Genomic DNA, 18908 nt, shown 5'->3' with positions numbered 1-18908 from the left:
TCGTATTCATATGAATCTTAAAAAAATGATGCAAGGCTTGGTTTTCTTTTTAACCAGCCTTCTTGTCTTTGTCTTTCTATTTCGTGCTTTGCTACCAACTGCATCTCCTCGTATGACCAAGCCCAAAACGGCTGCGAAAGAAATCACCTATACTTATGTAGCTCTAGGAGATTCACTGACCGAAGGAGTAGGGGATAGCACCAAGCAAGGAGGCTTTGTGCCCATCCTTGCCCAAAGTCTGTCTAATGAAAATGACGGCCAGTACCAGCCTGTCAACTATGGTGTAGCTGGAAATACAAGTGCTCAGATTTTAGATCGACTCAAGAAGCAAACAGACCTTCAGAAGGATCTCAAGAAGGCGCATGTCATGACCTTAACGGTTGGAGGAAATGATCTACGCAAAATTGTTGTCGATCATCTGAGTGATTTTTCTCTATCAGATATCCGAAAACCTCTCAAGAATTATACAGCTAACCTCAAAGAAATTATCACAAAAGCAAGAAAGGACAACCCCCATCTTCCTATTTATGTAGTGGGGATCTACAATCCTCTTTACCTGAATTTTCCTGAATTAACCAGTATTCAGACGGCTGTAGATCGTTGGAATGAGACAACGGAAGAAACCATCGCGCAATTTGATCAGGTCTATTTCGTTCCTATCAATGATCTGCTCTATAAAGGAATTGATGGCAAAATGGGCGTGTCAGAAATTAGTGACGGAAAGACAACCGTTATCAATGATGCCCTGTATGAAGAGGATAGTTTTCACCCCAACAATACGGGCTATGAAAAGATGAAACAAGCAATATTGGAGAAAATCAATGCCACGAAGAAAACTTGGAGTCAAAAATAATCCCATAAAAGAGAAGATCCCCTTCCTTCAAAAAATCAATATTTGGAAATGGTTGTTTTTAGGATTGGTCAGCCTTCTCTTAGCCTTCACTATAGTTGTGCAAGGACGCTTAGCGACGCCAAGAGAAGATGTTAGCCAGCTTCATCAAGCAGTTGGCACCAAAGATGTCAAAGTTGGAACCATGACAACGACTCGTGATCAACTCAATGACACTATCAAATCGCTTCTGAAAAAATATAAGCTGTCCGACTACAAGGTCTATGCGGACAATCAGCAAATCCTATTAGAAGGACAGTTGAGTCTCTTGGGGAAGGATTATCCCTTATACATTTACTTTCAACCATCCAAATTGGAAAATGGGAACATCCTCTTGACGGTGAAGGATTTTTCAGTTGGAACCTTTCAAATTCCACAAAGGATGGTTTTGCAGCTTTTGAGCAAGAATAAAACTATTCCAGAATTTATCCAAATTTCACCAAAGCAGTCTACCATCACCATTGTATTGCCAGAAATTGACAATGACTTTGGAATCTATGTCAAGGCCAATACCATTGATCTCTATAATGACAAGATCGTTTTTGATTTGTATCAGAAGAAGTAAAGTAACAGGGTCTATTTAGATTGATGGAAAATTGTATTTTACATAAAACAACTAGAATGATGCTGAAAATAAAAACGATAGTTACTATTAGGCTTATTCAATAAATATTGAAACTTTCCGCCGTGAGAAAAGTGCTAGAAACACTTTTGTTTCTAGCACTCGGAATTATTGAGACCTTAGGCTCAATAATTAGTCATGGAACTTCTTTGAAGTTCGCTGACGTCCGTCTTCACCTAAGGAAAGTTTTTAAGATGACTTTATCTTCAATCTAACTAGAACCGAAAGCTCTATTTTGTTTCTATTCAAAAAATTCAGAATATTGTAGAAAATTCTTGACATTGCTTTTTCCCTATGCTAAAATACTAAACAAGACATTGAACAAAGGAGAAAGTCAAACATGAAAACAGCTAAGTTTATTCAATTTGCTTTGTTGTTGAGGTATAAGGGCTAGTGCAGAAGCATTAGTCCTGTTTGGCTTACCAAGCGGGCAAAAACATCTCGCTTGGTTAACCGAGTGAGATGTTTTTCTTTATATCCACTACATAGAAATGAGGAGACCCTATGCGTAAAGTTGAATTTTTAGATACCAGCCTTCGGGATGGCGAACAGACTCCAGGAGTTAATTTTTCTATCAAAGAAAAGATTGCCATTGCTAAACAATTGGAAAAGTGGGGCATTTCTGCTATTGAAGCAGGTTTTCCTGCAGCTAGTCCGGATTCCTTCACTGCTGTTCAAGAGATTGCCAAGGTCTTGACCAAGACAGCCGTGACAGGTTTGGCCCGTTCTGTCAAATCAGATATTGATGCTTGTTATGAAGCCTTGAAGGATGCTAAGTATCCACAAATTCACGTCTTTATCGCAACCAGTCCGATTCACCGGGAGTTTAAACTCAACAAGACAAAGGAAGAAATCCTTGAAACGATCAGAGAGCACGTTTCTTACGCTCGCTCAAAATTTGAGATTGTTGAATTCTCACCAGAAGATGCGACCCGGACAGAATTGGATTTCCTCTTGCAAGTCGTACAGACTGCAGTTGATGCTGGTGCTAGCTACATCAACATTCCTGATACAGTCGGTTTCACGACACCAGCGGAGTACGGTGCCATTTTCAAATACTTGATTGACCATGTCAAGACAGATCGCGAGATTATCTATTCCCCTCATTGCCATGATGACCTAGGAATGGCGGTGGCTAATAGCCTCGCTGCTGTTAAAAATGGTGCCCGTCGTGTCGAAGGAACCATTAATGGAATCGGGGAGCGGGCCGGCAATGCGGCGCTTGAAGAAGTAGCGGTTGCTCTCAATATTCGCGAAGACTATTTCCAAGTGGAGAGTCCGATTGTCCTTAATGAAACCATCAACACTTCTGAGTTGGTCTCTCGTTACTCTGGGATTCCAATTCCTAAAAACAAGGCGGTTGTTGGTGGCAATGCTTTCTCACACGAGTCTGGGATTCACCAAGATGGGGTCCTTAAAAATCCCCTTACCTATGAAATCATTACGCCTGAGTTGGTGGGTGTTAAGAGCAATAGTCTCCCTCTTGGAAAATTGTCTGGTCGCCATGCCTTTGTCGAAAAACTGCATGAGTTGGGACTGGAATTTACAGAAGAAGACATCAAGCCATTGTTTGCTAAGTTCAAATCTCTGGCAGACAAGAAACACGAGATCACAGATGCCGATATCCGCGCCCTTGTTGCCGGTACAGCAGTAGAAAATCCAGAAGGATTCCAATTTAACGATCTTCGCTTAACCACCAATGCAGACGAAACGATTACAGCAGCGGTTAGCCTCCGCAATGAAGAAGGGGAAGTACTTGAATTCCTTGCCAATGGTCAAGGGTCTGTTGAAGCGATCTTTAATGCAATTGATAAATTCTTCAACCAAACTGTTCGCTTGACATCATACAATATCGATGCAGTGACTGATGGGATCGATGCCCAAGCACGTGTCTTGGTATCCGTGGAAAATGTTGATACCGATACGATTTTCAATGCCTCTGGTTTGGACTTCGACGTATTGAAAGCCTCTGCCATCGCTTATATCAATGCCAACACGCTGGTTCAAAAAGAGAATGCGGGTGAGATGGGACGAGCTGTCTCCTACCGTGATCTTCCACAAGCCTAAGAGGAACTGAACATGACAAAGAAAATTGTAACACTTGCAGGAGATGGGATTGGCCCTGAGATCATGGCAGCTGGACTAGAGGTCCTCGCAGCCGTTGCTCCCAAAATTGGCTTTGATTATAGTCTAGAAGACAAACCTTTTGGGGGTGCTGGGATTGATGCCGCTGGCCACCCACTTCCCCAAGATACTCTCAAAGTAGCTAAAGGAGCGGATGCTATTCTTCTCGCAGCCATCGGGAGTCCGGAATATGACAATGCTCCTGTTCGTCCAGAACAAGGCTTGCTTGCTATTCGTAAGGAATTAAATCTCTTTGCCAATATTCGTCCTGTACGGATTTTTGACGCCTTGAAACACTTGTCTCCTTTGAAGCCAGAGCGTATCGAGGGTGTTGACTTTTTGGTCGTGCGTGAATTGACAGGTGGGATTTACTTTGGAGAGCATATCTTGAAAGAAGATACAGCGCGCGATATCAATGATTACAGTGCAGAAGAAATCCGTCGGATTATGCGCCAAGCCTTCAAGATCGCGCAAGGACGTGGTAAGAAAGTGACCAGTATCGATAAGCAAAATGTCCTTGCAACTTCTAAATTGTGGCGCCAAGTGGCAGAAGAAGTGGCTAAAGAATTTCCAGATGTGACCTTAGAGCACCAGCTTGTCGATAGTGCGGCCATGATCATGATTACCAATCCAGCCCGCTTTGATGTTGTAGTGACAGAGAATCTATTCGGAGATATCTTATCTGATGAATCCAGCGTCCTTCCAGGAACACTAGGCGTGATGCCATCTGCTAGTCATTCTGACCAAGGACCAAGTATGTACGAACCGATTCACGGTTCAGCACCTGATATTGCAGGTCAAGGCATTGCCAATCCGATTTCCATGATTCTGTCCGTTGCCATGATGCTCCGAGACAGTTTTGGAGAAACAGCAGGTGCAGAAATGATCGAAGAAGCCGTTAATCAAACCTTGAATCAAGGAATCTTGACGCGAGATCTAGGTGGTCAGGCTTCGACTGCAGAGATGACTGCAGCTATTATTGGGAATCTCTAAGATGACTTGGAGAGATCGCTGTTTAGTGCTAATCGCTATTTGGAATAGTATCGTATTTCTGACCTATGGTTTAGATAAGCGAAAAGCTATCCAAAACAGGTGGCGGATTCCTGAAAAGGTCCTGTTACTCGAGAGCTGGCTGCTTGGTGGATTTGGAGCTCTACTAGGTGGATATCTTTTTCACCACAAGGTGCGGAAATGGTATTTTCAAGCCACCTGGTGGGGCAGTAGCCTTCTTTTAGCAGGTGTCCTCTTTCTAATCCTTCAATGGATTTCCTAATAACAAGATAAATGGAGAAAGACAATGAGTGGAAAATCTATCTTTGATAAACTTTGGGACCGCCACGTGATTACAGGAGTGGAAGGACAACCCCAACTCATGTATGTGGACCAACACTACATCCACGAAGTGACGAGTCCGCAAGCCTTTCAAGGATTACGGGATGCAGGACGCAAGGTTCGACGACCTGATTTAACCTTTGGAACCTTTGATCACAATGTTCCAACGGTCAATATTTTTGATATCCGAGATGTAATTTCAAAAGCCCAAATTGATAAATTAGCTGAGAATGTGGTGGACTTTGGGATTGATCATGCTGCCCATGGTTCTGCTAAGCAAGGAATCGTTCATATGGTGGGCCCTGAAACCGGTCGGACCCAGCCTGGAAAATTTATTGTCTGTGGAGATAGTCATACCGCCACCCACGGTGCCTTTGGAGCCATTGCCTTTGGGATTGGAACCAGTGAAGTGGAGCATGTCTTTGCTACCCAAACCATCTGGCAAGTCAAACCAAAGAAAATGTTGGTTGAATTCACCGGAACCCCACAAAAAGGGATCTATTCAAAGGATTACATCCTAGCTTTGATAGCGCGCTACGGTGTTGCTTGTGGAGTTGGCTATGTCGTAGAGTATCGGGGTGAAGCAATTGATCGCTTGACCATGGAAGAACGCATGACCATCTGCAATATGTCGATCGAGTTCGGGTCCAAAATGGGGATCATGAATCCAGATGAGACGACCTTTGACTACCTCCGGGGACGCGAATGTGTGCCAGATGATTTTGAGGCCGCAGTAGCTGATTGGAAGACTCTGGTTAGTGATGACGATGCCGTTTATGATAAGGTCATCCGTATGGATGTATCCGATCTTGCTCCGATGGTGACTTGGGGGACCAATCCTTCTATGGGAGTGGACTTCGAGACTCCTTTTCCAGAGATTCGAGACATGAATGATGAACGGGCTTATCATTATATGGATCTAGAACCTGGCCAAAAACCAGCAGACATTGAATTGGGCTATATCTTTATCGGTTCTTGTACCAATGCGCGTCTCAGTGATTTGGAGTTGGCAGCCAAGTTTGTGAAAGGCAAAAAAATTGCACCAAACTTAACTGCTATTGTGGTACCTGGTTCTCGTCCGGTTAAGCAAGCCGCCGAAAAATTAGGCTTAGACAAAATCTTCATGGATGCGGGCTTTGAATGGCGTGATCCAGGATGCTCCATGTGTCTAGGAATGAACCCAGACAAGGTTCCAGATGGGGTCCACTGTGCCTCTACTAGCAACCGGAACTTTGAAGACCGCCAAGGATTTGGGGCTAAAACCCATCTCTGTAGCCCAGCAATGGCCGCTGCAGCAGCAATCGCCGGTCGCTTTGTCGACGTGCGACAAATGCCAGAAGTCGAGTAAAAGGAGGAAGCATGGAGAAATTTACCATTTATACGGGGACAACGGTTCCCTTGATGAACGATAATATTGATACCGACCAAATCCTCCCCAAACAATTCTTGAAGTTGATTGATAAAAAAGGTTTTGGTAAATACCTCATGTATGCTTGGCGCTACTTGGATGACCAGTATACCGAGGATCCAGATTTTATCTTTAACAAGGCAGAATACCGGCAGGCAACTATTTTGATCACTGGTGATAATTTTGGGGCTGGCTCCTCTCGGGAGCACGCTGCCTGGGCTTTGGCGGATTATGGCTTTAAGGTCGTTATCGCTGGATCCTTCGGAGATATCCATTACAATAATGAACTCAATAATGGCATGCTGCCGATTGTCCAACCACTAGAGGTTCGTCAACAGTTGGCAAGTTTGAAGCCGACAGATCCAGTGACGGTGGATTTGGAAGAGCAGAAGATCCTCTCGCCTGTTGGAGAGTTTCACTTTGAGATCGATCAAGATTGGAAGCACAAATTGCTCAACGGCTTGGATGATATCGGGATTACGCTTCAGTACGAAGACTTGATCGCAGCTTATGAGAAGAACCGGCCAGCTTACTGGCAATGATAAAATTGTATACCGAATTACGAATTTTCTGAAAATATATTGAATTTGAGACTATTTTTTGATACAATACTAAAAAGAATAGAAAAGGAAAGAGACTTATGACAAAACACATTCAATGGGACGGACAACTTTCACAAGAAGGATTTGATATTCTTAAAGGAGAGGGCGGCTGTATAGTCTGCCCTACCAAAGTTGGCTACATCATCATGACCAGTGACAAGGCTGGCTTGGAACGGAAATTCGAAGCCAAAGAACGCAACCGCAACAAACCAGGTGTGGTTCTTTGCGGAAGCATGGATGAACTTCGTGCCCTTGCGCAATTGAATCCTGAAATTGAAGCCTTCTACCAAAAACATTGGGATGAAGATATCTTGCTTGGTTGTATCCTTCCTTGGCGTGAAGATGCCTATGCAAAATTGCAAGCCTTCGGAGATGGACGTGAAGAACTCATGACAGACGTTCGTGGAACTTCATGCTTTGTCATCAAATTTGGTAAAGCTGGTGAGCAAATTGCCAAAGAAATGTGGGAAAAAGAAGGCAAGATGGTTTACGCTTCTTCAGCCAACCCTTCCGGTAAAGGAAACCGCGGGAAGGTCGAAGGAATTGGTGAGCGCATCGAAGGTGCCGTGGACTTGGTCATCGAAGCAGATGATTATGTAGCTTCTATCCAACCAGACAAGACCATTGAAACTCGCTATGAACAAGGTGTGATGGTCTCTATGGTTGATGCCGAAGGAAAACTCATCCCAGAACAAGGGGTAGGTAGCCGTTCTGTCAATACTTGTCCAGTTGTGATCCGTAAAGGATTGGATATTGATAAGATCATGATGCACTTATCTGATCATTTCAACTCTTGGAACTACCGCCAAGGGGAATACTATTAAGAAACAGAAAAAAGCATTCCATTTGGAATGCTTTTTTTGTGAAAGGATAAAAGATGGTATAATAGAGTCAAACGATGTTCCAGTAGAAGGGGAAGTGGTATGGTCTCCAGAAAAGCATTTATCGATAAAGCCAATCAGGAAGGTTTTTCTTTCAACATCCAAATCCCATGGTGGACGTACAATAACTTCAAGTCATTGGTTTGGAGAAAAAGGCTCTCTGAGGAGCAACTCTATCAGATCTTTCTTTTACTTTGTAGAGAGGTAGAAGACCGGCAAAAGCAAGCTGTAGCGGATAAGAGAAAGTATCAGACCGGATTTTATGTAGTGGCATGCAATGGTCGCGAATTTCGCTTTGAGTTTGCTTTTAAAAAGAACCAAGAACTAAGAGTTTATAATTTATTTGAGACCGTCAATGGTCGCAAGAAACTCACCCTGATGGACCTGCTTGATTACATAATGGATTGACTGTGTATAGAAACAATAAGGGTTCACTACAAATTGATAAAAGAAAGAGTAGTTCTATGATTTCAAGAGATGCATTTTTAGAAAGAATCAACCAAGAGGGATTATCATTTAGCATTGAAATCCCGCGCAGAAATTTTTCGGATTTTACATCATTAGTTCGGAGAAGAAGAATTTCAGAAGAAGCCCTCTATCAGCTGTTTTATAACTATTGTCAGGAGCTAGAAAACTGTTTGAAAGAAGCAGGGGAGAAACGACGATTACTCTTCAATAAATTTCCAGTTAGCCCCGTTCATGATAAATATAAAACGAAATTTGATACAGTGGCACCCAACGGACGGGAGTTCCGCTTTGAGTTTGTCTTTAGCAATGACAATCGTTTAAAAGTTTATCATCTTATCGAAACTGTTAATGGTCGTAGGAAAAAAACTCCTATGGAAATACTGATGGACCTAGTCGATGCTTTATAGTGGATACTGATCTAAGAGAAATCTTATGAGATACCTATTTCTTCTTGATTCCATTGGGCCTAGTAACTATAATGAATGAGTTTAATAAAGCTACAGGTAGACTCTTATTCCTCTGCTTGTTTGCTCTTACTTTTTCATGTTGGTACTATTTGTAATCATCACAGCTATTAAACCGACCTTTCCTATTTGATCGCCTAATAGCTAGTAGTTATCGAAGTACGGTTGGGAAATAGACAAAAGACAAAAAAGGACTCTATTTTTACGTTAGAGACCTTTTTGACAAGTAGGGGTTGAACTGTAAAGCTGGAGAATGGTAGTAAGAGTTTTCTAACTGGTTGAAATTTGGTACACTAGAGCTATGAAGATAGAAGATACTATTAAAAAAGCAATCATTTTAGGAGCTACAGGAGGGATTGGCCGGCAGCTAGCGAAAGAACTGGCAAGAAGTCTGGAGCATCTGGTCTTAGTGGGTCGTGATGCTGACAAACTCTCCCAAGTTCAAAAGGAACTAACTGGGAGCAAGGCGCAACTGTCAATCCTAACGTTAGATATGCTAGATCAAGTAGCCCTAGAAGCTTTTGTAGAGAACCTAGATGCAGATCTTCTTGTCAATTGTGCGGGACTAGCCTATTTTTCCCTAGGATGTGTCCTTGATTCAGCCAGTGAGCAAGACCTCTGGCAGCTCAACTACCATAGTCCAGTCCAGCTAATCAAGCAGGTGGTGCAAAAGAATCAGAATATCAAGCTGGTCCAGCTGTCTTCGTTGGCAGCTCTTTTTCCTCATCCCTATCTAGCAGCCTACAGTGCTAGCAAGGCTGCCTTGCAGACCTACACTCTTGCTCTCCAGGAGGAACTGAGGCAATCAGATTCCCAGGTCCAGCTAGGTCTCTATATTCTTGGACCAGTCCAAACAGCTATTTTTCCTCCCAAACTAGTAGAAGCATTGGGAGGTGGTAGCTTGCAGATGAAGCCTGAGAAAGTCGCTCAGCAGTTGATCCGATTTATAGAAAGGGATACTTCCTATGCGATTATCGGGCTTCGCTATCGCTTGCTAGTTTGGCTAGGTCGCTTGCTTCCCCAAAGGTGGATCATCCGTCTCCTTGCTATATATTTAAAAAAGGGACTGAATAGATGAAATTTGTATTTATATTTTTAGCCGTTACTTATCTTCTCTTATTTCTCATCCGTTGGTTGCTGTCCTTCACTTATTATAAAAAAAGTCAGGCTCATATTGCGGACTTCCCAGAAGAGCTTTTTACGGTGGTCCAACCCATCCTCTCAGGGGATCCTCGTTTAGAGAGTGATTTGCGGGCCAATCTCCAGCAAACTGAAGCAGTAGAATTCTACTGGTTGATTGATCAGTCTGATATAGAAGCCCAACGAGTAGCAGATCAGATTTGCCAAGAGGCTTCCTTTGCCCAACGAATTCGTACCTTTCTCATTGAAGACGTCCCTCAGGGGATTAATCCCAAGAGTTACAAGATTGAGCAGGTTGTAGAAGAGCTGACCCGGCCTTATCTGATTGTTTTGGACGATGATAGTGTGATTGATTTTTCTAAAATGGGTGAGCTAACTGACTATCTGGGTCAAGAGGTCATTCTGACAGGCATTCCCTATAACCAGGAGAGAAGCAATTTCTGGTCTAAGCTGGTCGCAGCATTTGTTAATGGCAATTCTTTTATTACCTATTTTACCATGGCAGAAGTTGAGGCGAATCACTCCATCAACGGGATGTTCTATATCCTACCGGTAGAACTTGCAAAAGACCAGGGGCTCTTCACAGCGATTAAGGATTTTCTATGTGATGATTTAGCCGTGGCCGATTTTTTAAGGAGTAAAGGAGTATCCATTATCCAAACAAGGGTCACCTGTAATGTTCGAACGACTATCAAGGATGCCAAGCAATATTTGCTCCAGATGAAGCGTTGGCTTCTCTTTAGCTCTATCTATCTCAAAGAACACCTGGATTGGAAGCTGTTTAGTCTCATAGGTTTACCGAGTTTTCTACCTCTTCCAACTTTGATCTTAAGTCTTTTTTTAGGTTGGCCGTATTTTCTTCTAGTATTGGGCTTACTGGGATTCAAGGCAGTATGGATGCTCCTCTATCGACAAAGCATCCTATCCAATCGCCTACACTTGGATGAAGTCATCTACGAAGTGCTGAATGATCTCCTGCTTCCTTGGCTGTTTATCTATGTTCTGGTGACTCCTCCTGTGATTAATTGGCGGGGGCGAAAGATTCGTGTGACGGACGGAAAGATTCGTTATGAGTAAGATGAAGTCCTATCTAGATCGCTTGTCTGATTTATCTCTTGATCAGACCATGCTAGACTCTAATCGCTTGGTCCTCTTTCTCAGTGGGAGCAGTGACTACTCCTGTGCCGGACTGACAGCAGGACAACTGGAACTCCTCTATGCGATTTGTCCATCAGGTTATAGAGTAGTAGAGAGTAATTTCCCCTTCAATCAAGATTTTGAACATATAAAATTTCCTCAAGTATCCCTAATGTCGGCCTCTGCATCCAATATCATCTACTATTGGCATACGATTTTGAACCCTCGCTTTCAAAAGCTCTTACAACAACACTTGTTTCCCTTGCTGGAAGTGCAGGAGGTGGTTCTTGTTTGTAAGAGTTCAGGGGTCAATATGCTGACGCAGTGGCTTAGAAGTGTAGGGAAGGAGGTATCCTTGCCAAGGTTGCGCGTGATAGCGCTTGGCCCTGTTTCCCAGCTTCTCTTACGTCAAAAGGAGGTAGAGGCATTGGTTATCAAAGGCAAAAAAGATCCTTATTCACGAATTTTGGACCGCCATTCAGCGAATATCCAAGTGGATACGGATCATTATAGCTATGAATACAGAGAAGATGTGAAAGGAATCATTTATGACTGGATTAGACAAAGTGATAAAAATCGATGTGATTAGCGTCCCCTTTAGTGGTCATTTATTTCCGACTTTGACTTTGGTCAAGCCCTTGCTGGAGGATCCTCGTTTTCAGGTTCGAGTCATCACAGGTTTTCAAAAAAAGGAATTGGTCGAGCAGATTGGTTTTGACTGCCTTGCCTTGTTTCCTGACCGTCCGACAGTCATGGAAGATATAGCCAATACAGCCAAGCAAGCAAATCTCTTTATCATGTACCAACAATTAGGGGCTAATAGCAAACTGATTCCTGAAGTTTTCAACGAGATAAATCGAATTTGGGACTCTGAAGGACAACCAGACTTGATTATTGCAGATTTTGTAGCCGCTCCTGCTGGAGTTTTAGCAGATCGTTTGGGCATTCCCTGGATTACGACCATTCCAAGTCCGGTAGCGATTGAAAGTCGCACGACTACCCCTGCATATCTAGGAGGATGGAAACCGCACCAAGGGACCTTCTACAAGTGGAGAGATGCTCTGGGTAGGCAAGTCATCCGTCTGGCAAAGAAAGTTGGGTTTGCGCTGGTTAAGAAGAATCTGGATACCATAAAGGATTTTAAACTCTACCGTGAAGATGGGACAGAAGGGGTCTATTCTCCCTATTCAATCTTGGCTCTGGGCATGAAAGAGTTGGAGTTTCGAGACGATTTTCCTTCCCAGCTTAAATGGGTTGGTTATCGCTGTCTCTCTTTTGATCGACTTCCTCAAGAACAGAAACAGTATTTTACGAGTTCTAAAAAGCGGGTCCTCGTTACCTGTGGCACTCATTTAAAATGGGAAAAAGAGCGGATGGTGGAGTTGGCAAAGCTTTTGAGCCAAGAACATCCTGACTATGTCTTTTACGTAACCCTAGGCGACCCGAGTGGTTTGGAGCATCCACCAAGGATGTTGTCAGATAATCTTCTGATTTTTGATTACCTCCCTTATTCAGATGTTCTGGATCAAATGGACTTTGCCATTCATCATGCAGGTGCTGGGATTTTGATGGGATGTATCGAAGAGGGGATTCCTAGTCTGATTTTGCCCCAGGACTATGACCAGTTTGACAATGCGGTTCGGGCTGAGTTATTCCAAGTAGGATTGGTATCTCGTAAAAAGACAGATTCCGAAGTTTTGCGCTTATTTAATGAATTGGTTTCTCGGGAAGATTGGTCGCACCTAAAGGATCTGGCTCAGAAAAGCAAAGCCTACCAGCCAACAAAGATTCTTTATCAAGAAATTGAGAGACTCCTGAAAGTGAAGTTATAAAAGAAAGAGAAGGGAGAGACTCCTATTTGCTTTCTTCCAGAGATCTTCTATTCAATGAACATAAAAAACTAGAGCATGCGCTCTAGTTTTTTGGTTGTTGATGGGTGATGTTTTTTCCCCAAGGGATAAGATTTTCTTTTTTCTCTTTGATCCGTTGGATATTATCCTTGTGACGAAGAATGATCAAGGTCGCTAGGGCCAAGACAATGATTGTAAAAAGTGGATCATAGTTGTGCAAGATCCATCCAGTCAAAGGGAGAAGGAGGACCGATAGAATTGCGAGTAGCGCAACGGTAACACTCGAAAACGAAATCATACTGGTTAAATACAGGCTAGCTACAAAATAAACAGCTAAAATGAGAAGCAGGATAGGCGAGAAACCAAGTAAGACACCAGCACTCGTCGCCACTGCTTTTCCACCCTTGAATCCAGCAAAAATTGGGAAAGTGTGTCCCAAAACGGCTAAGAGACCAAAGACCATCGGCGAGATCCCCTGAATTCCAAAGAAAGTCGGAAGGAGAACGGCCAAAGTTCCTTTCAAGAAATCAATCGCAAAGACAATGATTCCAGCTTTCTTCCCTAAAATCCGAAAGGTATTGGTCGTTCCTGTATTGCCCGAGCCATGTTCCCGTAAATTAATATGGAAAAAGATTTTCCCAATCCATAATCCCGAAGGAATGGAGCCTAACAGATAGGCTAAAATTAAAACACTTATTTCTTTTATCATACTTTCATTATATCAAAAAGCCAACGATAGAAAAAGCAATTTCTGGAGTTCAAGTGTGACATCTGAAGAAAGTGTCCAGCCAGCTTTTTGTACTGAGATATAGAAATCTCCATATAAAGAGAAAAAATTTTGCAAAATTTCCTAAAAAACTGTAATATAGAAAAGATGAACAAACAGGAGGTTCCTTGTGGCAAAAAAGGAAATCAATATTAATAATTATAATGACGATGCCATTCAGGTACTAGAAGGGTTGGATGCGGTCCGTAAACGTCCAGGGATGTATATCGGATCGACCGACGGAAATGGCTTGCATCACATGGTCTGGGAGATCGTGGATAATGCGGTCGATGAAGCCTTGTCTGGCTTTGGCTCACAAATCGATGTTACGATTAATAAAGATGGTTCTCTATCGGTAGAAGACCAGGGACGTGGAATGCCGACCGGGATGCATGCTATGGGTAAACCAACCGTTGAGGTGATCTTTACGGTCCTCCACGCCGGAGGTAAGTTTGGTCAAGGAGGCTATAAGACATCTGGAGGTCTTCACGGAGTGGGATCTTCTGTCGTCAATGCCCTTTCTAGCTGGCTAGAGGTAGAAATTACACGTGATGGAGCTGTCTACAAGCAACGTTTTGAAGATGGGGGAAAACCAGTTACGACCCTTGAAAAGATTGGCTCTGCTCCCAAGTCTAAGACAGGGACCAAGGTCACCTTTATGCCAGATCCAACCATCTTTTCAACGACAGATTTCAAATTCAATACCATTGCTGAGCGAATCAAAGAATCAGCCTTCTTGCTGAAGGACGTGACGCTGACGCTGACCGATCTCCGTAAGGAAGAAGACAACCATGTGGCCTTTCACTATGAAAATGGTGTCCAAGATTTCGTAGAGTACTTGAACGAAGACAAGGAAACTTTGACACCTGTTCTTTACTTTAGTGGCGAATCAGATGGTTTTCAGGTAGAAGTGGCCATGCAATACAATGATGGCTACTCAGATAATATCTTGTCCTTCGTTAATAATGTCCGCACCAAAGATGGGGGAACCCACGAGACAGGTCTGAAGACAGCCATCACTAAGGCTATGAACGACTATGCAAGAAAGACAGGACTCCTCAAAGAAAAAGACAAGAATCTGGAAGGATCAGACTACCGTGAAGGTTTGTCTGCTGTTCTCTCGATCCTGGTTCCAGAGGCCTATTTGCAGTTTGAAGGACAAACCAAAGACAAATTAGGAAGTCCCTTGGCTCGTCCAGTCGTCGATAGCATTGTTTCTGATAAATTGACCTTCTTCCTTATGGAAAATGGGGAGTTGGCTTCTAATCTCATTCGTAAGGCTATTAAAGCCCGGGATGCGCGTGAAGCCGCTCGTAAAGCGCGGGATGAAAGCCGAAATGGCAAGAAGAGTAAAAAGGACAAGGGACTTTTGTCTGGGAAATTGACACCAGCCCAGTCTAAAAATCCTAAGAAAAACGAACTCTATCTAGTCGAAGGAGACTCAGCCGGCGGTTCTGCCAAACAAGGGCGGGACCGTAAGTTCCAAGCGATTCTTCCACTTCGTGGGAAGGTTCTTAATACTGAGAAGGCCAATATGAGTGATATCCTCAAAAACGAGGAGATCAACACCATGATCTACACCATCGGTGCTGGCGTTGGGGCAGATTTCTCAGTGGAAGACGCCAACTACGATAAGATCATTATCATGACCGATGCGGATACGGATGGTGCCCACATTCAAACCCTCCTCTTAACCTTCTTCTATCGCTATATGCGCCCTTTGGTAGAAGCAGGGCATGTCTACATTGCACTTCCTCCTCTTTATAAGATGTCGAAAGGCAAAGGCAAGAAAGAAGAAGTAGCCTATGCTTGGACAGATAGCGAATTAGAAGAGTTGCGTCGGACCTTTGGCCGTGGAGCAACCCTCCAACGGTACAAAGGGTTGGGGGAAATGAATGCGGATCAGCTTTGGGAAACGACCATGAATCCAGAAACTCGTACCCTGATCCGTGTTACCATTGATGATTTAGCGCGTGCAGAACGCCGTGTTTCCGTCCTTATGGGTGATAAGGCTGCACCACGTCGTCAATGGATTGAAGATAACGTTAAGTTTACCTTGGAAGAAACGACTGCGTTTTAAGGAGTGTGATGCAAAAAAAATAAATATACATTATAGAAAGGATGGGGAGAGGTGTCTATCGGTAGAAACGATAAATGTCCATGCAATTCAGGCAAAAAATACAAACATTGCCATTTGAAAATAGAGAAGTTACTAAAACAAATGGAACGAGACAATCTTCGTGATATTTCGGAAGGTGAGAGAAAACAGCTTCAATCCCATGATAGAAATAGAGTTAAGCAATTTTTCGATTCTAAAGGAAAAAAGTGCCTGTATTCCAACTGTGATAGAAAACCGATTAAATCACATACTTTTCCTAGAAATATATTAGAAAAGCAGATTGCAAGAAAATCTGATAATGGATATTCGGTTTTTTCAACTGATATAAAAAATATTATTAGCAATCTTCAAAATCCTAGATTATATAGAGAATTATTTTATGAAGTCAATATAAATAGTGCTGGAACTATGCCACTTTTTTGTAAAGAACATGACAGTCAGATTTTTTCGCCAATAGAAACTTTTAACCCCCTGCCTACTGAAAAACAATATATATTTTTATATGCTTATCGTTTCTTTTTATACCATTTTTCTAAAGAAAAATATGCCTTGATAGATTACCATGATGTGATTGCTTCAGAAAAAGGAGTAGGCAAATCACTTTCTTTAGTTACAAGACATAAAAGAAATTCTATTTATGCTAATGCAACAAAAATTGCAAACACTAAAACAAACATAACAAATTTAGATGTATTAAAGATTAAATTTGATCAAGTAATGAATCATACTCTACCAAGTGATGCTGAAATTGATAAACATTTTAAAGTATACGTTTATAAATTGAAAAACGATATTAAGTGGTGCGGTGCCGGCTGTACAGAGTTTTCTTATAACGATACTGGCATTATAAATCATTTAGGTTGCAGTTTTGGTTTAATCCCACAAAATAGTGATTTTCCAGCATATTTTTATTGTGTTGTACCAAACGAAGAAAATGATTATTTGAAAGATAAATTGCTGAAGTTACTTAATGATAAGTATGATAGTTATAAGAACGAAAAAGATACTGCTTCTTTTGAAAATATTATAAAATATTACATCTTTGATAGTTCAGAAAATATTATAATTTCTCCTGATATTATTGATGAATTGAGGGAGAAAGAAATTTGGTTTAATATTGAAAAAGGTAAACTTTTAAAAAATAGCCAATATGAATGGCTTTTAAAAGCGAATAATCTATTATGTCAAGTCAAAGGAGAACAGAACAAGGAAGTACGCAATATTGTGTATAATATACTGGAAACAATCGAATTGTTTTAAAAAACGGATAGATTGGACTCATCAAATTTCAAATCACCAGAATTTCTGACAAGCTTACTAGGGTTAAAGTGAAGTCGCCAGTTTTTCTGACGGTGTGCTTTAGAGCAAATTCTGTTTGGCAGAAAATCCGGCGAGTGTTTTTTGAGTAAAAGACGAACGTTTATTTTTCTTGCGAGCAGTTTTAAATCAAAAAAACTTTTCAGAAAATCAGGAAAGGTAAAAAAAGGAATTAAAGTTAAAATAAAAAAATTTAGGAGATTATAGATTGGGGGAATAGAAGATGATTATCAGACCTGCAAGCAGAAAAGATTGTCAGGCTATTTATAGCCTTTATAAAAGTGAAAAATGGCTTTCTTTCACAGAGGAAAAAGTGAGATCTCTATTTTCAACAAATCTGTCTCATTACTTGGTGCTTGAAGAGGACCAGAAAATCCTTGGCTTTGCCCGTTATCTGACGGATGAAGTGCTGACGACCTTTTTAGCTGAAATAATTATTGATAAATCCCACCGCAGAAAAGAACTGGGACAGCAGCTGATTGAGGAGATCCATAAAAAATATCCTTTAACACGGATTGAATTAATATCTGAAGCAGATGGATTTTATCGGGCAATAAGTTTTAAGCCTGTTGGCACAGGATTTAGAAAATCTGAATGAACGGAGACAGCCAATGACGCTTGACAACAAACTGGGTCTGACAGATTCGCTTGAACTAGCCAAGATGGTTATGCGACGGAGGTTGCCCAACCCTGTCTAGACTTTGTTTTTCAGCAATCTAGCTTGTCATAAGTTTACTCTTTTACATCCTTACTCAATCAACTTTCGCAAAAAGTCATGCAAAAACTGAGCATGGAATTTGTCGAAGAATTTGATAATGAAAAAGTTCCAGCAGACAGTCCGCTTTATAGACATGTCCTCTACAGAATCAAGAGTTTCCACTAAAAAGGCAGGTATTCCCATGAAAACTGAAACTGAGATGTTTGATGTGATTTTGCAAACTGCAAAAGTGCTACAGGTCGATGCAGTCGCTATGTCCGGCTCGCGGACAAACCTAAAGGCTCCCAAGGACGTGTTCCAAGACTATGATGTAGTCTATATCGTGGAGAATTTGGATGGTCTGATAGCCGACCTTTCTTGGCTGGACCAGTTCGGCAAACGTATCATCGAGCAAGAGGTTACTTTGGGACATCGCCGTCTCTACCTCATGTTTTTTGAAGATGGTAATCGCATTGATCTAACCCTCTGTCCTAAAGAACACATTAACGAGTGGGTAGCTAGCGAAGCTGATTATACAGTTTTAGTAGACGAGAAGGGCTTGTTCGAGTCCTATTCTCCCAGTCCTCAGCGTTTCTGGACAAGCCCAGCTAGTGAGACGGATTATGAAAAAACTTGCAATGAATTTTGGTGGGTGTCAGCTTACGTGGTCAAAGGAATTTGTCGTAAGCAAGTCAGTTATGCAACTGACCATCTCTACGGTATTTGCCAACAAGAACTCTTGAAAATCTTAGCTTGGCAGGTCGCGAGAGATAGAGGAGTAGTCGACATCGGTAAGAACTACAAGTATCTTTTCCAGTATTTCCCTACAGAGAAAGAGAAGGAATTCTCTGCTCTTCTTGATTTCTCAAGTTTAGACCAAATCACTCAGTCTTTTTTAGCAACCATGGAATTTTTCCACCAGGAAGCTCAAAGTCTTGCTCAAAAGATGGGATTTAAGTATGAAAAAGAAGTGGCCGAGAAGATGATGAGATATGCTAAGGAAAAACTTCCTAATCACTCAGTAAATAAAGAACACAAATTATAATTTTAAACTACAGAAAGGATAGTTTAGTTACTTGTAGTAACTGAACA

General features: G+C 41.9%; 19 protein-coding genes and 1 pseudogene. 19 read left to right on the top strand and 1 reads right to left on the bottom strand.

Translation table 11 applies throughout. The features are described 5' to 3' along the window. Positions 1-10 precede the first annotated feature (10 nt). The 14 genes from ABVF55_RS06535 (at position 11) to ABVF55_RS06470 (ending at position 12899) form a co-directional block, all read left to right on the top strand. Positions 11-853 (top strand): SGNH/GDSL hydrolase family protein, encoded by an 843-nt coding sequence (locus tag ABVF55_RS06535; RefSeq protein ID WP_445285069.1) that lies wholly within the window; start codon positions 11-13, stop codon positions 851-853. Beyond that, positions 822-1454 (top strand): YpmS family protein, encoded by a 633-nt coding sequence (locus ABVF55_RS06530; protein WP_445285068.1) that lies wholly within the window; start codon positions 822-824, stop codon positions 1452-1454. Before ABVF55_RS06535 ends, ABVF55_RS06530 begins: the two co-directional genes overlap by 32 nt. Positions 1455-2015: 561 nt before the next feature. Continuing rightward, positions 2016-3578 (top strand): 2-isopropylmalate synthase, encoded by a 1563-nt coding sequence (locus ABVF55_RS06525; RefSeq protein WP_445285067.1) that lies wholly within the window; start codon positions 2016-2018, stop codon positions 3576-3578. Positions 3579-3590: 12 nt separating this feature from the next. Then, positions 3591-4628, top strand: a complete 1038-nt coding sequence (gene leuB, locus ABVF55_RS06520; RefSeq protein ID WP_445285066.1) for a 3-isopropylmalate dehydrogenase — start codon at positions 3591-3593, stop codon at positions 4626-4628. Position 4629: 1 nt separating this feature from the next. After that, on the top strand, positions 4630-4908 hold the full coding sequence (locus ABVF55_RS06515) for a DUF1294 domain-containing protein (protein ID WP_150905996.1): 279 nt from the start codon (positions 4630-4632) through the stop codon (positions 4906-4908). Positions 4909-4932: 24 nt separating this feature from the next. Then, on the top strand, positions 4933-6315 hold the full coding sequence (leuC, locus tag ABVF55_RS06510) for a 3-isopropylmalate dehydratase large subunit (protein ID WP_023917999.1): 1383 nt from the start codon (positions 4933-4935) through the stop codon (positions 6313-6315). Between the two features lie 11 nt (positions 6316-6326). Then, the gene (gene leuD, locus ABVF55_RS06505) at positions 6327-6917 is read left to right on the top strand and encodes a 3-isopropylmalate dehydratase small subunit (protein ID WP_445285065.1); all 591 of its coding nucleotides are present in this window, start codon (positions 6327-6329) and stop codon (positions 6915-6917) included. Positions 6918-7015: 98 nt separating this feature from the next. After that, positions 7016-7801: an L-threonylcarbamoyladenylate synthase gene (locus ABVF55_RS06500; RefSeq protein WP_445285064.1), complete on the top strand. Its 786-nt coding sequence runs from the start codon at positions 7016-7018 to the stop codon at positions 7799-7801. Between the two features lie 99 nt (positions 7802-7900). After that, positions 7901-8266 (top strand): hypothetical protein, encoded by a 366-nt coding sequence (locus ABVF55_RS06495; protein ID WP_201090145.1) that lies wholly within the window; start codon positions 7901-7903, stop codon positions 8264-8266. A 56-nt stretch (positions 8267-8322) separates the two neighbouring features. Then, positions 8323-8733, top strand: a complete 411-nt coding sequence (locus ABVF55_RS06490; RefSeq protein ID WP_445285063.1) for a hypothetical protein — start codon at positions 8323-8325, stop codon at positions 8731-8733. Positions 8734-9091: 358 nt separating this feature from the next. Continuing rightward, positions 9092-9868, top strand: coding sequence for an SDR family NAD(P)-dependent oxidoreductase (locus ABVF55_RS06485; RefSeq protein WP_320909218.1), 777 nt, complete (start codon positions 9092-9094; stop codon positions 9866-9868). After that, positions 9865-11007 (top strand): glycosyltransferase, encoded by a 1143-nt coding sequence (locus tag ABVF55_RS06480; protein WP_320909217.1) that lies wholly within the window; start codon positions 9865-9867, stop codon positions 11005-11007. Before ABVF55_RS06485 ends, ABVF55_RS06480 begins: the two co-directional genes overlap by 4 nt. Next, the gene (locus ABVF55_RS06475) at positions 11000-11656 is read left to right on the top strand and encodes a hypothetical protein (protein WP_320909216.1); all 657 of its coding nucleotides are present in this window, start codon (positions 11000-11002) and stop codon (positions 11654-11656) included. The genes ABVF55_RS06480 and ABVF55_RS06475 overlap by 8 nt, the downstream gene beginning before the upstream one ends. Continuing rightward, positions 11616-12899: a glycosyltransferase gene (locus tag ABVF55_RS06470; RefSeq protein WP_320909215.1), complete on the top strand. Its 1284-nt coding sequence runs from the start codon at positions 11616-11618 to the stop codon at positions 12897-12899. The genes ABVF55_RS06475 and ABVF55_RS06470 overlap by 41 nt, the downstream gene beginning before the upstream one ends. Positions 12900-12981: 82 nt before the next feature. On the opposite strand, the gene plsY is transcribed toward ABVF55_RS06470, so the two are convergent. Beyond that, positions 12982-13626: a glycerol-3-phosphate 1-O-acyltransferase PlsY gene (gene plsY, locus ABVF55_RS06465; protein WP_320909214.1), complete on the bottom strand. Its 645-nt coding sequence runs from the start codon at positions 13624-13626 to the stop codon at positions 12982-12984. 187 nt (positions 13627-13813) lie between these two features. Here plsY and parE point away from each other — a divergent pair, with 187 nt between their 5' ends. The 5 genes and pseudogenes from parE to ABVF55_RS06440 all read left to right on the top strand — a co-directional run bounded on the left by parE (position 13814) and on the right by ABVF55_RS06440 (position 18861). After that, complete coding sequence (parE, locus tag ABVF55_RS06460) at positions 13814-15763, top strand: DNA topoisomerase IV subunit B (protein WP_445285062.1); 1950 nt, start codon at positions 13814-13816, stop codon at positions 15761-15763. A gap of 51 nt (positions 15764-15814) precedes the next feature. Next, positions 15815-17062: a YecA family protein gene (locus ABVF55_RS06455; protein WP_320909213.1), complete on the top strand. Its 1248-nt coding sequence runs from the start codon at positions 15815-15817 to the stop codon at positions 17060-17062. A gap of 280 nt (positions 17063-17342) precedes the next feature. Next, a complete protein-coding gene (locus ABVF55_RS06450; RefSeq protein WP_215195180.1) occupies positions 17343-17717 on the top strand; it encodes a GNAT family N-acetyltransferase in 375 nt (124 codons plus the stop codon). 66 nt (positions 17718-17783) lie between these two features. Then, a pseudogene (locus ABVF55_RS06445) lies at positions 17784-18002 on the top strand (GNAT family N-acetyltransferase); the annotation flags it as partial. Between the two features lie 16 nt (positions 18003-18018). Then, the gene (locus tag ABVF55_RS06440) at positions 18019-18861 is read left to right on the top strand and encodes an aminoglycoside 6-adenylyltransferase (protein WP_315377516.1); all 843 of its coding nucleotides are present in this window, start codon (positions 18019-18021) and stop codon (positions 18859-18861) included. The last annotated feature ends 47 nt before the right edge of the window (positions 18862-18908 follow it).

It is taken from the genome of Streptococcus sp. KHUD_012, assembly GCF_052588255.1.
Note: the sequence above shows the minus strand (reverse complement) of the source record. Positions and strands in the feature narration are given on the sequence as shown.

What these genes read in the sequence shown, in the direction of transcription:
- ABVF55_RS06535 (WP_445285069.1), top strand. Translation starts at nt 11, where the DNA reads ATGAATCTTAAAAAAATGATGCAAGGCTTGGTTTTCTTTTTAACCAGC.
- ABVF55_RS06530 (WP_445285068.1), top strand. Translation starts at nt 822, where the DNA reads ATGCCACGAAGAAAACTTGGAGTCAAAAATAATCCCATAAAAGAGAAG.
- ABVF55_RS06525 (WP_445285067.1), top strand. Translation starts at nt 2,016, where the DNA reads ATGCGTAAAGTTGAATTTTTAGATACCAGCCTTCGGGATGGCGAACAG.
- leuB (WP_445285066.1), top strand. Translation starts at nt 3,591, where the DNA reads ATGACAAAGAAAATTGTAACACTTGCAGGAGATGGGATTGGCCCTGAG.
- ABVF55_RS06515 (WP_150905996.1), top strand. Translation starts at nt 4,630, where the DNA reads ATGACTTGGAGAGATCGCTGTTTAGTGCTAATCGCTATTTGGAATAGT.
- leuC (WP_023917999.1), top strand. Translation starts at nt 4,933, where the DNA reads ATGAGTGGAAAATCTATCTTTGATAAACTTTGGGACCGCCACGTGATT.
- leuD (WP_445285065.1), top strand. Translation starts at nt 6,327, where the DNA reads ATGGAGAAATTTACCATTTATACGGGGACAACGGTTCCCTTGATGAAC.
- ABVF55_RS06500 (WP_445285064.1), top strand. Translation starts at nt 7,016, where the DNA reads ATGACAAAACACATTCAATGGGACGGACAACTTTCACAAGAAGGATTT.
- ABVF55_RS06495 (WP_201090145.1), top strand. Translation starts at nt 7,901, where the DNA reads ATGGTCTCCAGAAAAGCATTTATCGATAAAGCCAATCAGGAAGGTTTT.
- ABVF55_RS06490 (WP_445285063.1), top strand. Translation starts at nt 8,323, where the DNA reads ATGATTTCAAGAGATGCATTTTTAGAAAGAATCAACCAAGAGGGATTA.
- ABVF55_RS06485 (WP_320909218.1), top strand. Translation starts at nt 9,092, where the DNA reads ATGAAGATAGAAGATACTATTAAAAAAGCAATCATTTTAGGAGCTACA.
- ABVF55_RS06480 (WP_320909217.1), top strand. Translation starts at nt 9,865, where the DNA reads ATGAAATTTGTATTTATATTTTTAGCCGTTACTTATCTTCTCTTATTT.
- ABVF55_RS06475 (WP_320909216.1), top strand. Translation starts at nt 11,000, where the DNA reads ATGAGTAAGATGAAGTCCTATCTAGATCGCTTGTCTGATTTATCTCTT.
- ABVF55_RS06470 (WP_320909215.1), top strand. Translation starts at nt 11,616, where the DNA reads ATGACTGGATTAGACAAAGTGATAAAAATCGATGTGATTAGCGTCCCC.
- plsY (WP_320909214.1), bottom strand. Translation starts at nt 13,626, where the DNA reads ATGATAAAAGAAATAAGTGTTTTAATTTTAGCCTATCTGTTAGGCTCC.
- ABVF55_RS06450 (WP_215195180.1), top strand. Translation starts at nt 17,343, where the DNA reads ATGATTATCAGACCTGCAAGCAGAAAAGATTGTCAGGCTATTTATAGC.
- ABVF55_RS06440 (WP_315377516.1), top strand. Translation starts at nt 18,019, where the DNA reads ATGAAAACTGAAACTGAGATGTTTGATGTGATTTTGCAAACTGCAAAA.